This window comes from Streptomyces chartreusis NRRL 3882, from assembly GCF_900236475.1.
GTDB lineage: Bacteria > Actinomycetota > Actinomycetes > Streptomycetales > Streptomycetaceae > Streptomyces > Streptomyces chartreusis_D.
On sequence record NZ_LT963352.1, the window covers coordinates 7,937,061 to 7,953,019 of the forward strand.

Annotated in this window: 11 protein-coding genes; 6 read left to right on the forward strand and 5 right to left on the reverse strand. The window is 69.8% G+C overall.

Annotated features, from left to right (window positions below; all coding sequences use genetic code 11):
* The first annotated feature begins 235 nt into the window (after nt 1-235).
* Nucleotides 236-1,666 (forward strand): endo-1,4-beta-xylanase, encoded by a 1,431-nt coding sequence (locus SCNRRL3882_RS35860; RefSeq protein WP_010045570.1) that lies wholly within the window; start codon nt 236-238, stop codon nt 1,664-1,666.
* Between the two features lie 31 nt (nt 1,667-1,697).
* On the forward strand, nt 1,698-3,071 hold the full coding sequence (locus SCNRRL3882_RS35865; protein WP_102514908.1) for an RICIN domain-containing protein: 1,374 nt from the start codon (nt 1,698-1,700) through the stop codon (nt 3,069-3,071).
* A gap of 166 nt (nt 3,072-3,237) precedes the next feature.
* Here SCNRRL3882_RS35865 and SCNRRL3882_RS35870 read toward each other — a convergent pair whose 3' ends face one another.
* The 3 genes from SCNRRL3882_RS35870 to SCNRRL3882_RS35880 form a co-directional block, all read right to left on the reverse strand.
* Entirely contained in the window at nt 3,238-5,007 is a 1,770-nt protein-coding gene (locus SCNRRL3882_RS35870) for an ABC transporter permease subunit (protein WP_231911194.1), read from the reverse strand.
* Nucleotides 5,008-5,069: 62 nt separating this feature from the next.
* Complete coding sequence (locus SCNRRL3882_RS35875; protein ID WP_029181562.1) at nt 5,070-6,578, reverse strand: ABC transporter substrate-binding protein; 1,509 nt, start codon at nt 6,576-6,578, stop codon at nt 5,070-5,072.
* A 266-nt stretch (nt 6,579-6,844) separates the two neighbouring features.
* The gene (locus SCNRRL3882_RS35880; protein ID WP_010045580.1) at nt 6,845-7,522 is read right to left on the reverse strand and encodes a GntR family transcriptional regulator; all 678 of its coding nucleotides are present in this window, start codon (nt 7,520-7,522) and stop codon (nt 6,845-6,847) included.
* Nucleotides 7,523-7,783: 261 nt separating this feature from the next.
* Here SCNRRL3882_RS35880 and SCNRRL3882_RS35885 point away from each other — a divergent pair, with 261 nt between their 5' ends.
* From SCNRRL3882_RS35885 to SCNRRL3882_RS35900, 4 genes are read left to right on the forward strand one after another with little or no spacing between them, the layout of a single operon-like run.
* Nucleotides 7,784-9,172 (forward strand): amino acid permease, encoded by a 1,389-nt coding sequence (locus SCNRRL3882_RS35885; RefSeq protein ID WP_029181563.1) that lies wholly within the window; start codon nt 7,784-7,786, stop codon nt 9,170-9,172.
* The gene (locus SCNRRL3882_RS35890; RefSeq protein WP_029181564.1) at nt 9,169-9,933 is read left to right on the forward strand and encodes an SDR family NAD(P)-dependent oxidoreductase; all 765 of its coding nucleotides are present in this window, start codon (nt 9,169-9,171) and stop codon (nt 9,931-9,933) included. Before SCNRRL3882_RS35885 ends, SCNRRL3882_RS35890 begins: the two co-directional genes overlap by 4 nt.
* A 25-nt stretch (nt 9,934-9,958) precedes the next feature.
* The gene (locus SCNRRL3882_RS35895) at nt 9,959-11,233 is read left to right on the forward strand and encodes an aspartate aminotransferase family protein (protein WP_010045584.1); all 1,275 of its coding nucleotides are present in this window, start codon (nt 9,959-9,961) and stop codon (nt 11,231-11,233) included.
* A 5-nt stretch (nt 11,234-11,238) separates the two neighbouring features.
* Complete coding sequence (locus SCNRRL3882_RS35900; RefSeq protein ID WP_102515050.1) at nt 11,239-12,717, forward strand: NAD-dependent succinate-semialdehyde dehydrogenase; 1,479 nt, start codon at nt 11,239-11,241, stop codon at nt 12,715-12,717.
* A 345-nt stretch (nt 12,718-13,062) separates the two neighbouring features.
* On the opposite strand, the gene SCNRRL3882_RS35910 is transcribed toward SCNRRL3882_RS35900, so the two are convergent.
* Together SCNRRL3882_RS35910 and SCNRRL3882_RS35915 are read right to left on the reverse strand one after the other, a co-directional pair.
* A complete protein-coding gene (locus SCNRRL3882_RS35910) occupies nt 13,063-14,568 on the reverse strand; it encodes a S53 family peptidase (protein ID WP_010037383.1) in 1,506 nt (501 codons plus the stop codon).
* Nucleotides 14,569-15,182: 614 nt separating this feature from the next.
* Nucleotides 15,183-15,944 (reverse strand): class I SAM-dependent methyltransferase, encoded by a 762-nt coding sequence (locus SCNRRL3882_RS35915; protein ID WP_010037385.1) that lies wholly within the window; start codon nt 15,942-15,944, stop codon nt 15,183-15,185.
* Between the last annotated feature and the right edge of the window lie 15 nt (nt 15,945-15,959).

Sequence of the window (15,959 nt, forward strand, 5' to 3'; positions counted from 1 at the left end):
GCACGGCAGATCCACGCAGACCACGCACAGCCGCACGACAGATCCGCGCACCAAAGCACCTGCAACCTGCGCCACCCCGTCACGTTCCGGTGAGGTTCGCACAGCGTGACCGTGGCGTCCGGTGATTCCGTGCCGCCCGGGTTCCGGCCCGCCCTGTCCGTCTGCCGAGTGGGAGCGGACGACGCATTCCCCTGCGCTTCGGTCCTTCCGTGATTTCTACCTTGGAGGCACAGCCATGGGCGCATATGCCCTTCCCAGACCCGCTATCCGCCGGAAGATCCGCGGCCTGTTCCTGGCGCTGGTCGTCGGCGTCCTCGGCGTGGTCGCCGCACTGGTCTCGCCGCCGACCGCACACGCCGCCGAGAGCACGCTCGGCGCCGCGGCGGCACAGAGCGGCCGCTACTTCGGCACCGCCATCGCCTCGGGCAGGCTGGGCGACTCGGCGTACACGGCGATCGCGGGCCGTGAGTTCAACATGGTGACGGCCGAGAACGAGATGAAGATCGACGCCACCGAACCGCAGCGGGGCCAGTTCAACTTCACCGCCGGTGACCGCGTCTACAACTGGGCGGTGCAGAACGGCAAGCAGGTGCGCGGCCACACCCTGGCCTGGCACTCCCAGCAGCCCGGCTGGATGCAGAGCCTCAGCGGCAGCACGCTGCGCCAGGCGATGATCAACCACATCAACGGCGTGATGGCCCACTACAAGGGCAAGATCGCCCAGTGGGACGTCGTGAACGAGGCCTTCGCCGACGGCAGTTCGGGAGCCCGGCGCGACTCCAACCTCCAGCGCACCGGCAACGACTGGATCGAGGTCGCCTTCCGCACCGCGCGCGCCGCCGACCCGGCCGCCAAGCTCTGCTACAACGACTACAACGTCGAGAACTGGACCTGGGCCAAGACCCAGGCCATGTACGCCATGGTCAGGGACTTCAAGCAGCGCGGCGTGCCGATCGACTGCGTCGGCTTCCAGTCGCACTTCAACAGCGGCAGCCCGTACAACAGCAACTTCCGCACCACCCTGCAGAACTTCGCCGCCCTCGGCGTCGACGTGGCCATCACCGAGCTCGACATCCAGGGCGCCCCGGCCTCGACCTACGCCAACGTGACCAACGACTGTCTGGCCGTCCCGCGCTGCCTCGGCATCACCGTCTGGGGTGTGCGCGACTCCGACTCCTGGCGACCGGAGCACACGCCGCTGCTGTTCAACCGCGACGGCAGCAAGAAGCCCGCTTACACCGCCGTCCTCAACGCACTCAACGGCGGCACCTCCACGCCCCCTGCGGATTCCGGACAGATCAAGGGCGTCGGTTCGGGCCGCTGCCTGGACGTGCCCGGCACCAGTACCACCGACGGCACCCAGCTCCACCTGTGGGACTGCCACAACGGCACCAACCAGCAGTGGACGTACACCGCCGCCGGCGAGCTCAGGGTCTACGGCAACAAGTGCCTGGACGCCGCCGGCACGGGCAACGGCGCGAAAGTCCAGATCTACAGCTGCTGGGGCGGCGACAACCAGAAATGGCGCCTCAACTCCGACGGATCCATCGTCGGCGTCCAGTCCGGCCTCTGCCTCGACGCCGTCGCAAGTGGCACCGCCAACGGCACCCTGATCCAGCTCTACTCCTGCTCGAACGGCAGCAACCAACGCTGGACCCGCACCTGATGGGACCTGCCACGAACGAAGGGGTGAATCGATGAAGACCTACGGTGCGGCTTCCCCCGCCCCTCCACGAACACATCGCTGGTGGTCCCGCCTCGCCGCCGTGGTGACGGCGACCCTCGCGATCGGCATGCTCGCCGCGGTGAAGCCGACGCCCGCCGAGGCGGCGACGGTGGACACCAATGCCTGGTACGTCCTGGTCAATCGCAACAGCGGCAAGGCGCTGGACGTCTCCGGCACCTCCACCGCCGACGGCGCGCGGGTGAGCCAGTGGACGCGCCACGACGGAGCCAACCAGCAGTGGCAGTTCGTGGACTCGGGCGGCGGCTTCTACCGCCTCAAGGCCCGGCATTCGGACAAGGTCCTCGACGTGGCCGGCGCCTCGACCGCTGACGGTGCCGCGATCCAGCAGTGGGCCGACCACAACGGGGCCAACCAGCAGTTCCGCCTGGCCGACTCCGAAGCGGGCCACGTCCGGCTGATCAACCGCAACAGCGGCAAGGCGGTGGAGGTGCAGGGCTCCTCCACCGCCGACGGCGGCAACGTCGTCCAGTACACCGACTGGGGCGGCGCCAACCAGCAGTGGCAGTTGGTCAAGCTGTCGTCCGGTGGTGGCGCCGGCGGATGCGGCAACGCCCCGGCTCTGACGAGCGGTACGCACACGATTCAGAGCGGGGGCAAGACCCGCAGCTTCATCCTCAGGGTGCCCGCCAACTACGACAACACCCACCGCTACCGGCTGATCTTCGCGTTCCACTGGCGGGGCGGAACCGCCGGTGACGTCGCCTCGGGCGGCACGAGCGGGAGCGCCTGGTCCTACTACGGCCAGCAGGAACAGTCGAACAACACCGCGATCCTCGTCGCCCCCCAGGGCCTCGGCAACGGCTGGGCCAATTCCGGCGGTGAGGACATCACCTTCGTCGACGACATGATCCGGCGGATCGAGGGCGGCCTCTGTGTCAACCCGGCACAGCGTTTCGCCACGGGATTCAGCTGGGGCGGCGGAATGAGCTACGCACTCGCATGCAGCCGGGCGAACGTCTTCAGGGCCGTCGCGGTCATATCCGGCGCCGAGATCAGCGGGTGCAGCGGCGGCACCCAGCCCATCGCCTACTTCGGAATCCACGGCGTCAGCGACTCCGTCCTCAACATCGCGCAAGGACGGTCCCTGCGCGACAGGTTCGTCCGCAACAACGGCTGCGCCGCCCAGAGCCCGCGCGAGCCCGCGCCGGGCAGCCGAACGCACATCACCACCACCTACTCGGGCTGCCGTGCCGGATACCCGGTCCAATGGGCCGCCTTCGACGGAGGCCACATACCCGGTCCGGTCGACGGCTCCCCCAACGAAAGCGGCGTCGCCACCTGGACCAAAGCAGAGATCTGGAGGTTCTTCGCACAGTTCCAGTGACACGCCCTCACCACGGGTGGAGCCAGGATGATCCTGGCTCCACCCTCCGGCTTCACGCTCCGGAAGAAGCCGAGTTTCTGAGGGCTGTGAGAACAGAGCATCTCTCTGGCCTTCTGGGCCAGGCCGAAGCAGCGGACTCGTCCAGCCGGCGTGCCGACCGTGATCCTCACCACCGACGAGCTCGTCGAGCAGTGCCTCGTCCGCCACGGGAGCCGGTCACATCTGCGCGCGCGCCGGTTGTACCGGAGGGGCTGCCCGGCCGCTTCCGTCGCCGGGGGAGACGTATGCCGCCCGCGGCCGTCACCGCCAGCGCGCCCAGCAGGGCGAGTACGGCGGCGGGGAAGAGGACCGCCCAGGGGGCACGCTCGGCGTACGGCTGGTTCTCGGCGAGCAGCAGGCCCCAGTCAGGGGAGGGCGGCTGGGCGCCGAGACCGAGAAAGCCGAGAGCGGCCAGGTTCAGCGCGATGCCGGGGAGCCGGAGCAGGGCGTGGCGGACGACGGGCGGCAGGACGGCGGGGAGCAGTTCGCGGGTGAGCAGGTACCACTCCGTGGCGCCGAGCGCGCGGGTGGCGGTCAGGTGGGTGGTGGCGCGTTCCTGCTGGAGGAGTGCGGAGGTGTGGGTGGCCAGCGGGGTCCACGCGACGGCGGCCACGGCGAGTGCCGGCGTCCACGGGCCGCTTCCCGCGAGGCCGGTGACGAGGAGGCCGGCCAGGATCGGTGGAACGGCGTTGATGGTCTCGGCCACCGGCCCGGACAGGCGGGGGAGCAGACCCAGCAGTACGCCAGTGACGAGAGCGGCGGCGCTCACGGCCAGGGCGACGCCGAGGGTGGTGAGCGCGCCGTGGGCGACGCGGGCCAGCATGTCGCGGCCGAGCGCGTCGGTGCCGAAGGGCTGCGACCAGGAAGGGGCCCGGAGCCGGGCGGCGGGGTCCAGCGCGAGCGGGTCGCGCGGCAGGCCGAGGCCGATGACGGCGGCCAGCAGCGCCCCGTACAGCAGGGGAAGGACGCGGCGCGCGGACGGCGCGGGCGGGTGCAGGGAGCGCAGGGCGCCGTCGCGCAGCGCGGGCCCGGTCAGCAGCCGGGCGGTGAGCCGCGCCAGGGCACCGGTGACCACGGCGAGCAGGACCAGGGCGAGCGTGCCGGTCTGCAGGACGGGCAGGTCCTGGGCGAGGGCGGCGCGCAGGGTGAGCCGGCCGAGGCCGGGGATGTCGAAGATCTGCTCAACGGCGACGGCACCGCCGGTCAGGCCGACCACGAACAGGCCCAGGTTGGGCAGCAGTGCGGGCACGCAGCGCCGCAGCGCCTGGCGGGCCACGGACGAGGGAGGGACGCCACGGGCGGCGGCCGCGAGCGCCCATGGCTCGGCGAACGTGCCGGGCAGCAGGTCGTCCAGCAGCCGCCCGAGCACCGCCCCGGCGGGCAGGCCGAGGGCGATCGAGGGCAGCACCATGCTCTGCGGGCCGTACCAGCCCAGCGCGGGCAGCCAGCCGAGCTGCACGCCGATGACCGAGGCGAGGACGGAGGCGACGAGGAACTCGGGCAGTGCGGCCAGCATCGCCGATCCGGTGCCGCCCGGGCGTCTGGCGCCGAGCCGGCGCCTCGAGCCCAGCCACAGGGTGCGGGCGCACACCGCGGCGACTGTGCACACGGCGACCGCGACGGCTCCGCCCATCAGTGTCAGGGAAACGCCGAGGGCCTGTACGGCGGAGGGCAGTACCTCGCCGCCGGAGACCCAGGACCGGCCCGCGTCCCCGTGCAGCAGTCGGACCAGCCAGCGCCCGAGCAGGGACAACGGGCCGTCGTCCAGGCCGAGTTGGTCACGCACGGCGGCCAGTGCCCCGGGGGTCGGATCGCGCTCCGCGGAGCGGGCCTTGAGCACGGTCAGCGCGGGGTCGGTGCGCGACAGCCAGGGCAGCAGGCCGATCCCGCAGACCAAGGCGGCAGCCGGCACAGCCCGCCACAGCCGCGTGGGGCCGCCGGAGCGGTCGGACGCGCGGTTCAGCGCCGGGTTCCTGTTCCGACGTACTGCCGCTCGTCCCAGCTGAACAGGGCGCCCTGCACCGACTTGCCGATGCCCAGGACGGCCTTCACGTGGACGAGGGGGATCACCGCGTCGGTGCCGAGGATCGCCGCTTCCGCTTTCATGGCGGCGTCCTGCCGCCTGGTCGTGTCGGATTCGTTCTGGGCGGCGGCGACGAGCCGGTCGACGTTCTTGTCGCACAGCAGCGACAAATTGTAGGTGCCGTGGCAGGTGAAGTCGCTGGCCAGGACGGAGACGGGGTCGCCCGTGTCGAGCATCATGTTGCGGGAGGTCACGGCGGCGTCGTACTTGCCGGCCAGCATGTCGCTCTCGACCTGCGAGTCACTGCGCACCACCAGCTTCACCTCGAACCCGGCCTTCTCCAGGTCCTGTTGCAGCACCTGGGCGACCTCGGGCAGCTCGGGCCGGGTGGAGTAGGTGGCGATGGTGACGGTCTTACCGTCGGGCTTGGTGGCCTTCGCCCGTCCGGTGGGCGCGACGCGTTTCCCGGCCGTCCAGGGCAGGGCAGGGCCGAAGAGCCCCTTGGCGGGTTCGGCGTATCCCTCGTACACGTCCTTGGCGATGACGGAGGTGTCGATCGCCTCGCGCGCGGCGGCCCGCAGCCCGGGGTCGGTGAAGGCGCCGGACTTGGTGTTCAGGTACAGGCTGGTGTCGCGGGCGGTGTCCGTCTCGTGGACGGTGTCCTTGTCCAGGGAGGCGATCTGCGCGACGGGGATCGCCTGGGCGATGTCCACCTGTCCGGTGCGCAGGGCGTTGGCGCGGGCGGTGCCGTCGGCGATGAACTGGACGTCGATGCCGGGGGCCTGGGCGAGGCCGTCCCAGTAGCCGTCGAAGCGGCTCAGGGTGGCCGCCGTGTCACCGGTGATCTTTGTGATCTCGAAGGGGCCGGTGGCGGTGCCGACCGGGTTCACGGCGCCGTTCTTCTCGTACGCCTTCGGGGAGAACACCGCCAGGCTCGGGTTCGACAGCCGCAGCGGCAGTACCGGGTCGGCCCTGTCGGTGTCGATCCGCAGCCGGTCCTCGCCCTCGGCCTCGGCGGTCAGCTGTATGCCGGTGAGGGCGGTGGGTGCCGGCTCCGCTCGGGCGGCATGGGTGAGCGCGGATGCGACGGCCTTGGCGGTGACCTCGGTGCCGTCCTGGAACGTGGCGTGCCGCAGCGTGAACACCCAGCTCTTGTCGTCCTTGTCGCTGCTCCACGACTCGGCGAGCGCGGGGATGGCGGTGCCGTTGGCGTCCAGCTTGGTCAGCCCTTCCGAGACGTCCAGCCGGGACATGATGAAGGCGTCCTGGCCGTACGGGGAATAGTGCTCGGTCGGTGCGAAGGCCAGTGCCACGCGCAGTCGCGCTCCCGCTCCGGAGCCGGACGGGTCGGAGGACGGTGAAGCGTTGTCGTTGGGGGCGAAGCAGCCGGTGAGGAAGGGGGCGAGGAGCAAGCCGGCCATCAGTCGGCGGCGGGGTGTTCTCATGGTTCGCGTTCTTGTCTTCCGACGGTGACGATCAAGGGGATCTTGACGGAAGAGTATGTGAAAATCGTTTCCATTACGCCAAGAGGATGCCAAGGCGTGGAATCGTTTCTTCGCTTTCTTCGCCGGTTTCTCGAACGGCGTCAGCTCGGGGACCGACAGCCGGCGCGGTTCCCCGCCGCCGGCGCTCGGGCCGCACTGCGCCCCCTCACGGGTAGGTGGTCTGGCTCAACGGCTGACGCTGACACCGTGCGCATGAGGTACAGGCGTCAACCGTCGTTGTGGGCAGCCAGGATCCGCTGCACCCTCTCGGCGTTCGTCTCGATGTGGTGGCTCGCCTCGCGCTGTGCGCGCTGGGTATCGCCTGCCCGGACCGCCTCCATGAGCGGCTCGTGCTCGCTGACCACCTTGCTCGGGTTCTCGTACTCCCGCTCGTGCGCGGACAGGGCCATGAGGTAGAAGCGCAGTTCCCGAGTCAGTCCCGCGTAGAACGCGTCGATGCGGCTACTGCCGAGGGCTGCCACGATCGCCGCGTGGAAAGCCAGATCCGCGGCCACGATGTCGGCACGTTCATGTGACGCGGTCGCCGTCTCCAGGCGGGCGTAGGCCTCTTCCGCGACCGTGAGCTGGTCAGCGGAGAGCGGCGCCGCCAGCGCGGCCGTCTCCAGGCGCTGACGAGCGGTGTAGAGCTCCGCGACCGTCTCGGGTGTCGGAGAGATGATCACGGCCCCGCGGTTCACCTCGAACCGGACCAGGCCGCCGTGCTCAAGCAGGCGGACCGCCTCGCGGACCGTGTTGCGCGCGATGCCGAGTTCCGCGGCGATCGCACTCTCGCGCAGGCGCTCACCAGGGCGGAAGGCCCCCGCGAGAATCCGCTGCGAAAGTCCGTCCGCGATCTGCTGGGCGGTCGTCGTCCTGCGGGCCACCAACCCGTCGAGTGCCGTCATGGCGTCATCCTACCGAGCTGGGCCTCTAGCGCTCAACAGTAGAACTGTTCTACAGTTCCGCAGCCGACGGTCTTCCAGGCAGCTCGGAGGCTTGCCCCGGGGCGGGTGCCATCACTCGACGGCACCACAGCCCCGTCCCAGCCGCCGCGACACCAGTGCGTGCTCCACGTCCACTTCCGACCTGCAGACCGCCCGGCGCGCGCACGGCCCCGTTGTCGCATGCGCGACCACCGGCAACGACGCCGCAGAAAGGCTCAGACAATGCAGACAACTTCCGAGGTCACCACAGAGCACCTCCAGCCCGAGGTGCCGGGCACGCTCAGACAACGGCATGTTCGAATGATCGCCCTGGGCGGCATCGTGGGCGCCAGCCTGTTCGTCGGCAGCGGAGCGGTCATCCACGCGGTCGGCCCGGCCGCCATCCTCTCCTACGCCCTCGGCGGTCTCCTGGTCATCCTCGTCATGCGGATGCTGGGGGAGATGGCCACCGCCTCACCCGCCCTCGGGTCGTTCATGGAGTACGCCCGTGCGTCACTCGGCGGCTGGGCCGGCTACACCATCGGCTGGTTGTACTGGTACTTCTGGGTCGGCGTCGTGGCGTTCGAGGCGGTCGCCGGCGCCAAACTGCTCATGCTGTGGATCCCGGGCGTGCCCCAGTGGGTCTTCTCACTGTTCCTGATGTTCCTGCTCACCGCCTCGAACCTCGTGTCCACCCGTTCGTTCGGTGAAACCGAGTTCTGGCTGTCCTCCATCAAGATCGTCACGATCGTCGTCTTCCTCGCCGCCGGCACCCTCTTCGCCCTCGGGGTCTGGCCCGGGTCGCAGCTGTCGGTCGGCAACGTCGACCAGGGCGGCTTCGCCCCCCACGGCCTGTCGGCGATCCTGCACGGCATCGTCATGGTGATCTTCGCGTACGTCGGCACGGAGATCGTGACCATCGCGGCCGCGGAGTCCGCGGACCCGGTGAAGTCCGTCGTCAAGGCGACCTCCTCGACGGTGTGGCGTGTGATCATCTTCTACGTCGGCTCGGTGACCCTGCTGGTGATGATCACCCCGTGGCACCAGATCCCGACCCAGACCAGCCCGTACGCGGCCGCCTTCGGCAAGATGGGCATCCCCGCGGCGACCACCATCATCAACGTGGTCGTCCTCACCTCCGTGCTGTCCGTCCTCAACTCCGGCCTGTACACGGCCTCGAGGATGCTGTTCGCCCTCCAGCGCCACAACTGGGCGCCGCGATGGGTCGCCGACCGCAACCGCAAGGGAACGCCCTGGAAGGCCATCCTGGCCTGCACGTCCGCCGGCTACGTCGCCGTCGCCATGAGCTACGTCGCGCCGGACACCGTCTTCGACTTCATCATCAACTCCGCGGGGGCCGTCGGCCTGTTCGTCTACGCGATCATCGCCGGATCACAGCTGCGCATGCGACGCCGGCTGGAGCGGGAGACCCCCGAGCTGCTCAAGCTGCGCATGTGGGGCTACCCGTACCTCAGCTGGATCACCCTGGCGGGCATCCTCGTCGTTCTGAGCTCCATGCTGCTGGTTCCGGACGCCCGCTCACAGCTCTACCTCAGCGTCCTCAGCCTGGCCGTCATCCTCGCCACGTACGTGGTCGTGCGGAACGCGCGGAAAGCCGCCGCGCGCCGATGACGACCCACGTACCCACGCCGTCACGGGTGGCTCTCGTCACGGGCGCCACCTCCGGGATAGGCGCCGAAACCGCCCGGCGACTCCACGGGGACGGATTCGCCGTGCTCCTCAGCGGCCGTTGCGGCGAACGAGGTGAGGCCGTGACGCGAGAACTCGGCTCCGACAGCGCCTGCTTCGTCCCCGCCGACCTCACCAGGGACGGTGAACCCGATCGCATCCTCGACCAGGCCATCGACCGGTTCGGCAGGGTGGACGTGGTGGTGAACAACGCGGCAGCCGACCACACCGGGGAACTGCTGGACGTCCCGGACACCGAGATCCGTGCCACCTTCGAGATCAACACCTTCGCGGCGATCGCCGTCCTCCAGGCAGCGGGACGCGCGATGCGGCAGTCGGGCGGCAGCATCGTCAACGTGACCTCCCGGCTGGCCACGGTCGGCGTCCCCACGATGGGCGTCTACAGCGCCAGCAAGGGCGCGATGAAGGCCCTGACGGCGGCGGCCGCGGTGGAACTCGCGCCGTACAACATCCGCGTCAACGCCGTGGCACCCGGCATGACCCGCACATCGCTCTTCGAAGCATGGCTCAGCTCCCAGAAGGACCCGGAAGCCGTTGCCCGCAAGGTGGCGGACGCCATTCCGCTCGGGCGGCCGGCCACCCCGCAGGACGTCGCAGGCGCCATCGCGTTCCTCGCCTCACCCAGTGCCGAGTACATCACCGGCATCACCCTTCCCGTCGACGGCGGCTACACCGCCCAGTAACTCGCACACCACTAGGGGAAAAGACATGTCCCACGAGAACCAGCCGGTCCTGACCGGGCCCGCCCTCTGGAGCGCCCAGGCCCACCTCCCGTCCGTCCTGGGACGCCAGCTGACCGTCGACCGCGCGGAAGGCAGTTACGTCTTCACCACCGATGGCCGGCGTCTGTTCGACGGCACCGCCGGTCTGTGGCACGCGAACGTCGGCCACGCCCGCCCCGAACTCGCCGAGGCCGCCTACGAGCAGATGCGGCGCCTGGAGACCTACCACATCTTCGGCCGCTACCTGAACGACCGAGCCGTCGAACTCGGCGAGCGCCTGGCCTGGCTCTCACCCATCGACGACCCCAAGGTCATCCTCAACAGCGGCGGTTCCGACGCCATCGACGTCGCCTGCAAGCTCGCCCGCCGCCACTGGCAGCGCGAGGGACGCACCGACAAGACCGTGATCCTCAGCCGCGAGTTCGCCTACCACGGCCTGCACGCCTACGGAACCAGCATCGCCGGCCTCGACTTCAACCGCGCCGGGTACGGCACCGAGTCCCTGGTGCCCGATACCGCGCGCGTGTCGACCCACGACATCGCCGCGGTCGAGCGCACGGTGCGCACCATCGGCCCGGAGAAGATCGCCGCGATCGTGGCCGAGCCCATTCAGGGCACCGGCGGCGTCAACCCGCCGGCCCCCGGTTACCTGGAGGGGCTGCAGCGCATCTGCCGCGAGAACGACATCCTCCTGATCCTCGACGAGGTCATCACCGGGTTCGGCCGTACCGGCCACATGTTCGCCACCGAGCGGTACGGCCTGCGGCCCGACCTGATCACCTTCGCCAAGGGCGTCACGTCCGGGTACGCCCCGCTGGGCGGCGTGCTCGTCGCACCCCACATCTGGCAGCCGTTCTACCGCGACTCCTCCGACACCCCCGTCTTCCGCCACGGAGCCACCTACGCCGGGCACGCCACCGCCGCCGCCGTCGCCCTGCGCAACCTCGACATCCTCGACGAGGACAAGCTGCTGCCCCGGGTGACCGAGCTGGAACAGCTGCTCGCCCGTGAACTGAACGCCCTCACGGCCCGGGCAGCGGTCGTCGAGACACGCGTGGCGGGGTTCCTGGGCGGCATCACGCTCACGGACGACCTCAGCGCCGAAGCGGTCACCGACGAACTGGTCGAACACGGTTTCATCACGCGTCCGCTGCGCGGCAACACCGTGCAGATCAGCCCCCCGTTCGTCACCACCGACGACGAGATCCGGCAGCTCGTGGCCGCCATCGACACCGTCATCTCCGCCCAGGAAGCCAAGTGACCACGATGCAAACCTTCCCCGACATCGAACCGACCGCCCTGGCCGACTCCGACAAAGTCCTGGCCAACCTCACTCTCGCCGTGCCGGGCGTGACCCGCACCTTCGACGTCCACGATCCGGCCACCGGCCGGACGATCGCCCAGGTCCCCGACTTCGACGTCCAACAGGCCCTCGCCGCCGTCGCCCGCGCCGACGAAGCCGGCCGGTCCTGGGCCGCCACCACCACCCGGCACCGCGCCGACATCCTGCGGGCCTGGTACGACCTGATCAGAAGCAATTCCGAGATCATCGCCCTGCTCATCACCCGCGAGATGGGCAAGCCGCTCGCCGAGGCCCGCGCCGAAGTCTCCTACGGCGCCGACTTCGTCCGCTGGTACGCGGAGGAAGCGGTACGTCCGGCCGGAAACCTCCGCGACGCTCCCACAGGAGGGGCTCGTCTTCTCACCCGACGCGCACCGGTGGGGTTGTCGGTCCTCATCACCCCGTGGAACTTCCCCCTCGCCATGGCCACCCGCAAGATAGCCCCCGCGCTCGCCGCCGGCTGCCCCGTGGTCATCAAACCCGCGCCCAACACCCCGCTGACCACCATCTTCGCGGTCCAGCTCGCGGTCGCGGCCGGTGTCCCCGAAGACCTGGTGCAGGTCGTGACCACCACGGACGCCCCCGCCTTCAGCACCGCCGTGCTGTCCGATCCGCGGGTGCGCAAGGTGTCCTTCACCGGCTCGACCGCGGTCGGCAAGGTCCTGCTGCATCTCGCTGCGGACAACGTGCTGAAGAGCTCCATGGAACTGGGCGGCAACGCCCCGCTGCTGGTCTTCGACGACGCCGACCTGGAGCGGGCCGTCGAGGGCGCGTTCGCCGCCAAGATGCGCAACGGCGGCCAGTCGTGCATCGCCGCCAACCGCATCCTCGTCCAGGACGGCATCGCCGACGCTTTCGTCGACGCCCTGGCCGACCGGCTGGCCGCCGTGCGTGTAGGCCACGGACTCGCCCCCGGCGTGGACCTCGGCCCCGTGATCGACCACAGGGCCGTGTCGAGACTCTCCGGCCTCGTCGAGGATGCGACCCGGCGCGGCGCACACCTCCTCACCGGCGGCTCCGCTCCCAGCCACCCCGGCTCCTTCTTCGAACCGACGCTCCTGGACCACGTACCTGCCGACGCCGACCTCGCCCGCACCGAGATCTTCGGACCGGTCGCCGCCATCCAGCGCTTCTCCCACCAGGACCAGGCCGTCACCCGCGCCAACGACACCGAGTACGGCCTGGCCGGCTACGTCTTCACCGAGAACCTCGACCGCGCCTTCAACGTGGCCGACCAACTCGCCACCGGCCTGGTCGGCATCAATCAGGGCGTCCCCTCGAACGCGGCCGCGCCGTTCGGCGGGGTCAAGCAGTCCGGCCTGGGACGCGAGGGAGGCCAAGAAGGACTCGAAGAGTACGAGGAGATCCGCTACTACAACCTCTCTCTGCGCCCGACCAGTTGACAGAGCCTCGTCGGCCCGCCGCGATGCCCTGCCGGTGACCGCCGGGACCGGTCGCCGCGCCCACCCGGGGGCACACGACCGGCTCTCCGACCCATCCTGATCTCGACGGCCCCTACAAGTTCCCGCTACGCGAAGTACGGCTCCCGCACCGGCAAACCCCCGGGCGCACCTCGCGCAGATCGTCAGGCGGAGGCCCTCCATCGACCATGTGCTCACCGGAGAAGCCGTGACCACCGCGATGCTGCTGGAGACGCTGACGCCGAACCAGCGCGCCCGCAACCAGCTTGTGGCAACGGGCATCGCGCCGCCGGCCGGCGGCGCGATGCCCGGCTGTGGCCCGGAAGGTCAGCCGCCGTGCACGGTGCTGACGAGGTCGGGCAGGAGCTTCGCCGCGTTCGGCGTCCCCAGTCCGGTGACTGGGTCCCATCCTGTGCCGGCCGAATAGCCCGGGACAGACGTTTCGGCGGTGTTGTTGCCCACGGTGACGTCGTTGAAGTCGGCCGCGTAGGTGGCCGGGTCGGACGCGAGCTTGTACAGAGCCGGGTTGATCCGTCCGAGTCCACCGTGGTTCATCTGGGCGGCGATGGAGACCAGGCCCGCCCACTGAGGACACGCCAGTGACGTGCCGCCGATGTCGTACCAGCCCGTGCTGCACGGTGTGCTGCCGCACTTCAGCCCGCTCTGGCCGTCGGGCGGCAGGGACAGGTACACCAGCGCTCCCGTCGACGGACTCGCCTGCAGGGAGATGTCCGGAACGCCGCGCATGGTCCCGATGGTTGTGCTGCCGGCCGGCAGCACGCCCGACTGGTAGTCCGGCTTGGCGAAGACGCTGCTGTAGCCGCCACCGGAACCGGTCCAGCCTGTCTCCGACTGACCGGGGGCGTTCTGGCAAGCCCCCGGCGGGGAGGCGCTGTCGACGACCCTGCCGCTGGTGGCGCCTGGGTCGGTGCACAGGTTCGTGCCGCCCACCCCGGTGACCAGCGGGTCGGAAGCCGGCCACTCGACAGCGGGACCGGTGAGGGTCGACCCGCCCTGGCCCACCGGTGTCTTGGCCGAGCCGGCGCTTCCGTCGTCACCCGAGGAGCCGAGGACGGTGACGCCGTTCTGTGCCGCCGACTTGAAGGCATAGCGCAGTTTCTGAAGCGACTGGGCGCTGCCGAAGGCGCCCTCCGCGGAGGCGAACGACTGGGAGATGACGGTGGCGAGGTGATGCTCGACGACGTACTGCTCGGCGGCCATCATCTGAGGGAAGCCCTGTACCCCGAGGGTCTCGGCGGTGGGGGTGGTCACCAGCAGGATGTTGGCGCCGGGCGCCATGGCATGGGCGGTCTCGACGTCAAGGGCCACCTCCAGGGCCCACGCGCTCTTGTCCTCCTGCCCCGGGCTGCTGCTCGTGGACGGCGGCGCTTTGGTGGCGGGCGAGCCCTGCAGATGAAGCTCGCTGAAGGTCGGCATGCCGGACGTGCAGCTGACGCCCTCTTCCCCGCACATGGGCGTGATGCCGAATGCACGGTCGAAGACATGCAGGTCGTGGGCCATGGTGTCGCTGCCGTAGGAGTCCACGACAGCGATCGTCTGACCGCGTCCGTCGTCCCCGGCTGAGTGCAGCGGGCCCACGTCGTAGGCCGCCTGGATGGCCTGCGGGGTGAAGCAGCGGCGTCCTGCTGAGGCGCACTGCGACTGGGTGGGTGGGGTCTGGCTGGTGGTCACCTGTGTGTAGTCGGCCACGGTAGGCCGTACGCGCGGATAGGCGGCCTGGTGGGCCGCGCTCGTCGCGGGGACGGCGCCCGCCACCGCGAGGCTGAGGGTTCCCACCCCCGCGAGCAGCCACCGTCTGATGGTGCGTGCCATCAGAGTCCTTCCTCGAGTGCGAAAGGGGATTTGGCGTCCGCCACCTCAGGTGGGGGGTGGGTACGAGGGGGTGCGGACGTGGCGAGGCTAGCCCTCGCGGCTGCCGGGCCAACACATTCGTCCTGTCAACAACGATCAAAGAATGGCCCTAGCCGAACAGGCCGAGCGGACGGCCCACACCAATCAGCCGGCCGTCGGACGGCAGTCGTGGAGGGTGAGACTCCCATCCGCCCGACGCTCTTCGTGCGCGTGGAGACACGCGTGAGCACTGGCCCTGGACCCCTCTCGACGCCTCCCATGGGGACTGTCTGGTAAATACCGCACAGGGCCAGAACCCAGAACATCGCCCTGGCCGAGAGTCCTCGCGATCGTCTCGCACCTGAACGAAGCCGGGTATCTTCGGCGCCACCTACGCGCCGGACCGCTGTTCACGGTTGTGCGCCGACAGGCGAGCCATGGCTGGCGCCCAGCCGTCTCCCAGATGCTGAGATGCCCTGCCGTCCGCGGCCGGTTCCGATTGGTGGACGCCCGGCTCGGACTACGGACACGGGTGGAGGCTTCGAAGCGCTTCGCGGGATGAGCAAGGCTAGGCGATACGCGGTGCCGCGGAGCTGTCAGCCTGCCAGCCGAGCCTTCCAGATCTCCTCGCTGGGCCATTGCCGGGCCCAGTCGGCGGACACTTCTAGGAAGTCTCTCGCGGACTGGGGTGCCTGAATCTCGATCAGGTCCTCGACGACGAAGCCGCAGGCCCGCAGCAGACGGAGCATCTCGCCGTGCGGCAGGACGAACTCCACGTGATTCCCCCATTCCAGCCGTGTCAGGCCGAATTGGCTGCGGGACAGAGTGGTGGAGGCCGGTCCCTCGGGCGGTACGCACAGCGCGAACAGCGGTGAGTAGCGCGAGAACACCAGTCGGCCTCCGGGAACGAGAAGCCGGGCTGCCTCGGGGATCCACTGGTAGGGGTCGCACCACAGCGAGGCGCCGTACTCACTGATCGCCAGGTCGAACGTGTCGTCCTCGTAGGGCACCTTCTCGGCATTGCCCAGGACGAGGGGGAAGTCGATACCGAACTCTGCCTGCATCGCGCGAGCAGTGGCGAGCTGCTTCTCCGAGAGGTCGATCCCGACCGGGTGGGCCCCTGCTCTGGCCAGCCAAGCGGAAACGTAGGCAGTACCGCAGCCCAACTCGATCGCGCGCATCCCGGCGATGCCGTCGGGAAGCAAGGAAACCTGCGACTCAGGCGTGGACCACAATCCCCAGGAAGGCTCCACCTGCGCCCAGTGACCGCGGGCGAGCGGCCCGTGCCACCCAGCCGCCTGGTCATCCCAATAGCGTCGGTTCTGCTCCACATGGTCCGCTGCGGCGTCATGAGTCATGGAGACATTCGATCG

Coding starts and splice junctions, on each gene's coding strand:
- SCNRRL3882_RS35890 (WP_029181564.1), top strand. CDS start 9,169: ATGACGACCCACGTACCCACGCCGTCACGGGTGGCTCTCGTCACGGGC.
- SCNRRL3882_RS35875 (WP_029181562.1), bottom strand. CDS start 6,578: ATGAGAACACCCCGCCGCCGACTGATGGCCGGCTTGCTCCTCGCCCCC.
- SCNRRL3882_RS35900 (WP_102515050.1), top strand. CDS start 11,239: ATGCAAACCTTCCCCGACATCGAACCGACCGCCCTGGCCGACTCCGAC.
- SCNRRL3882_RS35895 (WP_010045584.1), top strand. CDS start 9,959: ATGTCCCACGAGAACCAGCCGGTCCTGACCGGGCCCGCCCTCTGGAGC.
- SCNRRL3882_RS35915 (WP_010037385.1), bottom strand. CDS start 15,944: ATGACTCATGACGCCGCAGCGGACCATGTGGAGCAGAACCGACGCTAT.
- SCNRRL3882_RS35885 (WP_029181563.1), top strand. CDS start 7,784: ATGCAGACAACTTCCGAGGTCACCACAGAGCACCTCCAGCCCGAGGTG.
- SCNRRL3882_RS35865 (WP_102514908.1), top strand. CDS start 1,698: ATGAAGACCTACGGTGCGGCTTCCCCCGCCCCTCCACGAACACATCGC.
- SCNRRL3882_RS35910 (WP_010037383.1), bottom strand. CDS start 14,568: ATGGCACGCACCATCAGACGGTGGCTGCTCGCGGGGGTGGGAACCCTC.
- SCNRRL3882_RS35880 (WP_010045580.1), bottom strand. CDS start 7,522: ATGACGGCACTCGACGGGTTGGTGGCCCGCAGGACGACGACCGCCCAG.
- SCNRRL3882_RS35860 (WP_010045570.1), top strand. CDS start 236: ATGGGCGCATATGCCCTTCCCAGACCCGCTATCCGCCGGAAGATCCGC.